Annotated in this window: 4 protein-coding genes and 1 tRNA gene; 3 read left to right on the top strand and 2 right to left on the bottom strand. The window is 25.2% G+C overall.

Features of this window, described 5'->3' with window-relative positions; genetic code table 11:
• From ACTG3S_RS14005 to ACTG3S_RS13995, 3 genes are all read left to right on the top strand, one after another.
• The coding region (locus ACTG3S_RS14005) for a TlpA family protein disulfide reductase (protein WP_439129953.1) at positions 1-1,101 on the top strand (1,101 nt) is incomplete at its 5' end.
• A 91-nt stretch (positions 1,102-1,192) separates the two neighbouring features.
• Positions 1,193-1,456, top strand: coding sequence for a hypothetical protein (locus ACTG3S_RS14000; RefSeq protein ID WP_439129952.1), 264 nt, complete (start codon positions 1,193-1,195; stop codon positions 1,454-1,456).
• 19 nt (positions 1,457-1,475) lie between these two features.
• Positions 1,476-2,834 carry a TlpA family protein disulfide reductase gene (locus tag ACTG3S_RS13995; protein WP_439129951.1) on the top strand — a complete coding sequence of 453 codons (1,359 nt, stop codon included), beginning with the start codon at positions 1,476-1,478 and terminating at the stop codon, positions 2,832-2,834.
• Between the two features lie 227 nt (positions 2,835-3,061).
• Here the strand turns inward: ACTG3S_RS13995 and ACTG3S_RS13990 are convergent.
• Positions 3,062-3,148 (bottom strand) — tRNA-Ser (locus ACTG3S_RS13990).
• Positions 3,149-3,225: 77 nt separating this feature from the next.
• Positions 3,226-3,682: ribosome maturation factor RimM (gene rimM, locus ACTG3S_RS13985; protein WP_439129950.1), on the bottom strand; the 457-nt coding region annotated here is incomplete at its 5' end.

The raw sequence follows: 3,682 nt of genomic DNA, 5'->3' as shown, positions 1-3,682 counted from the left end.
AGAGAACATAATAAACAAGTTTTACGGTTTGGTATGGTTGTTATGAATAAAGGTAGAGTTCAAAATCATTTTAAGCATTTTTATCTAATAGATGAAAAATTGAATAATTTAAATTTTCAACTAAAAAAAAATAAAGATTTAAAATTGATAGATAAGAATAAGTCTATAATTGTTGACGAGATTCATAAAAAATATGATTCATTAAAGTTGTTTTTGAAAAAAACAAAAGACAAAGATACTTTACACCGAGTTTACTTTTATTTTAAAGAAAAGTATGAAAAAGAGAACAAAGTAATATTGGCAGAGCTTAATAAAGTTTTTTATATAAGTTTATTGCCAAATAGAAATGATAATAAAGTTAAACACTACATAGAAAATATCGATAAACCGATTGTTAGTAACGCTCTTAACGACCTGTTATACTCCTATATCAGAAGGAATTTTTTGAAAATTGACTTTTCAATTTTAAATAATAATAAAGACAAAGAATTTTTAAGATACCTATCAATTTCAATGTTCAATTTTTTAAAAAATGAAGGTAATATAGGAGATAATAGATACATTGAAGCAATAAAATGGTTAAAAACCACTGACTTTTATAAAGAAAACAGAGGTTCTATTGATAAAAAACTTACCCCAATTGATAGCGAAGTATTTAAGAAAAAGATTAAAAAATTAAAAATTTTAGATATAAAGTTAAAAACAAATACATTTTCAGAAATTATTTATAGTATTTCATCTAAATACTTTCTAATTGATTTTTGGGCAACTTGGTGCGCACCCTGTATAGGAGGAGTTAAAATTATGAATAAAATGGACTTTCCTAAAAATATAGAAGTTATAAGTATTTCTTTAGATAAAGAGAAAGATATTGAAAAATGGAAGCAAAAAACAAAAGAATTAAAGCAACAATACACCTATTGGTTAGATGAAAAGAGCAATGAGGGGAAGTCTTTTTTACAATTTATAGAATTACAATCTATACCAAGATACATTTTAATAGACAGAAATTTAAACCTTATAGATCAAGCTTTTTATCATCCAAATGAGATGCAGTTTTTAGCTAAATTAAAAGACATTAAAAACCATAAATATTGGTAAGAATTAATAATAACATTCTCTCGCGAAGAATAGACACAAACTATGAGTGTCTTTAAATGTTCACGGCAAATTAATTTTAAATTTTAATACTATGTTAAATAACATTTTAAATTTAGACGGAGTTACTGTACTCGACAAAAAACAGCAAAAACAGGTTAATGGGGGTATGAATTCTTGTAAAATTGTCACTTTTACAAATGGTGTAAGAAGTGAACCTCAAAGAATTTGGAATCTACCTTCTGATGGATATTCACAGGAGTATTATGCTCAAATTGCTTGTGGACAAGAACTAAGTGGGGATAATCCGGTAGATAGATGTTTTTATGATTGTTCACATGATGGTTTTGGACAATAAATTATTATCATTCGTAAAAATGATTAAAAGCAGTAAGAATATTTTCTTACTGCTACTTTTTGTATCTATATTATTCTCATGCAACAATAAATCACAAACAATAAAAAAAGGTAGTTCTTTTGAAGAAAAAACAAAAGATAGTATTATACTTAGTGTGAAATTTACAGGTAAAGGAATTATTGACTTATATTACCGAGATAATTACCTTAATTTTATTCCTTTAGGATTTATAAACAATAGTCCTGAAAAAAAAGTAATCTATAAGTCCATCAAACGATTTCATGATAATTTTATCTTATCGTATAAGGTACTAGTATATGATAATAAAAATTTTAATAAAATAGAACAAAGATTTTATGTTGATAATGATTTAGATACTTTAAAATTAGTTTACAATACAAATAAGTATTTTTTTAATGATAATGTTAGAAATATAAATAAACTATATGAATCATATATTGAATTAAATATTGATAACATAAAAATACAAAAAGATTATTTATTAGCTAAAAAAAAATTAGACTCTGTTTTTAAATACAACAAAGCTATTTTTAATTTTAGGGATATAGAAAGTATTAATAAAATTAAATTTTACGAATATCTTCAAAAAATTGATGCAACGAATAATAAGGTAGATAGTTTTGTTAAGAACTTAAAAAAAATTACTGGTTCTAAAGTCTTTAGTTCTTTGACCTATAATTATACAAAAAATAGACTTCATCTTTTTGATTATAGTAAATTAAACAAGAAAGAATTTTCTGAAAAATATATTGAAATTTTAGCTATTGGTCATTTGCAGTTCCTAAAAATCGAAGATAATAAAGGGAAAAGTAAATATAAAGAAGCTTTAAATTGGTTTAAAAATACAGATTTATATAAAAAAGATTCATTATTTATAAAAAAACAAATTATGCCAATAAATAATACTAAGTTCAAAAAATATGTGAAAAAAATAACTTTATTTGATGTAAAAGATAATGAAAACTCAATAGAAGAAATAATAAAAAAGCATTCTTCAAATTATTATTTAATTGATTTTTGGGCAACTTGGTGTGCTCCTTGTATTGGAGGAGTCAAACTTATGAATAAAATGGACTTTCCAAAAAATGTAAAAGTTATAAGTATTTCTTTAGATAAGCCAAAAGACAAGAAAAAATGGAAATCAAAAACTGAAGAGTTAAAACAATTATATACTTATTGGCTGGATGAGGATAGTACTGATGGAAAGTCATTCTTGAAATTCATAGAATTAAAATCTATACCTAGATATATTTTGATTGACAAAAATTTAAATCTTATAGATCAGGCTTTTTATCACCCAAGTGAAATTCAATTTTTATCAAAACTAAAAGATATCCAGAATCATAAATATTGGTAACTTAAATAAAACTAATTGAAACTTAACAAATTCCCAAATTACAAACAAACAAAGGCCAAAGACCGCTTATCAACCTGTATTGAAATATCAACCAATTATTAAAGCAAAAGAAGTAAAAAAAAAATACTACCTATTTCTATTCTTGAAGAGATTCTAGACAATTTTTTATAAAAAAAAGCCTTTAAACATAATGTTTACAGGCTTTTGTAGTTATTTAATATTTTTTGCAGAGAGGAAGGGATTCGAACCCTCGATACAGTTACCCATATACTACCTTTCCAGGGTAGCTCTTTCGACCACTCAGACACCTCTCTTTTTAATGCTAAACTTGATTGAGCATCATCTAATTATTACTCTTTATTTCACTAAAGATTCTAAATCCATTTCAGAACTAAAGATACAACTCAATCAAACCCTCAGGTGTTTCAACCTTAATAGTTTTGTTTTCTCTATCCACTTTTTTAATAAAATCATCAATCATAGGTATAAAAATTTCTTTCCCTTCCCTATCAATTTCAAAAAGTGGTTGTGCAGCTTTGTCGTTTATGTGAACTATTTGTCCAACTTCACCAAAATTGGTATCAATAATGGTAAAACCAATTACTTCGTGAAAATAAAATTTATCTCCCTCTAACTTTGGTAATAAATCTAGTGGTAAATAAATACCACATTTTAAAATAGCATCAGCTTCTTCTTCAGAGTATACATCTTCAAATTGTACACGCAACTGATTTCCTTTGTGTAGCGAACTTTTTTCAATAAAAAATGGAACCAGATTTGTGCCGAATTCGACATAAACTGATTCCATATTTTTATACAACTCAGGCTCATCTGTATCTAATTTGATA

The sequence above is a fragment of the Polaribacter sp. genome (assembly GCF_965656025.1).
GTDB lineage: Bacteria > Bacteroidota > Bacteroidia > Flavobacteriales > Flavobacteriaceae > Polaribacter.
Note: the sequence above shows the minus strand (reverse complement) of the source record. Positions and strands in the feature narration are given on the sequence as shown.

Excerpts from the sequence above, each read along its gene's own strand:
- ACTG3S_RS13995 (WP_439129951.1), top strand. The coding sequence starts at position 1,476 with ATGATTAAAAGCAGTAAGAATATTTTCTTACTGCTACTTTTTGTATCT.
- ACTG3S_RS14000 (WP_439129952.1), top strand. The coding sequence starts at position 1,193 with ATGTTAAATAACATTTTAAATTTAGACGGAGTTACTGTACTCGACAAA.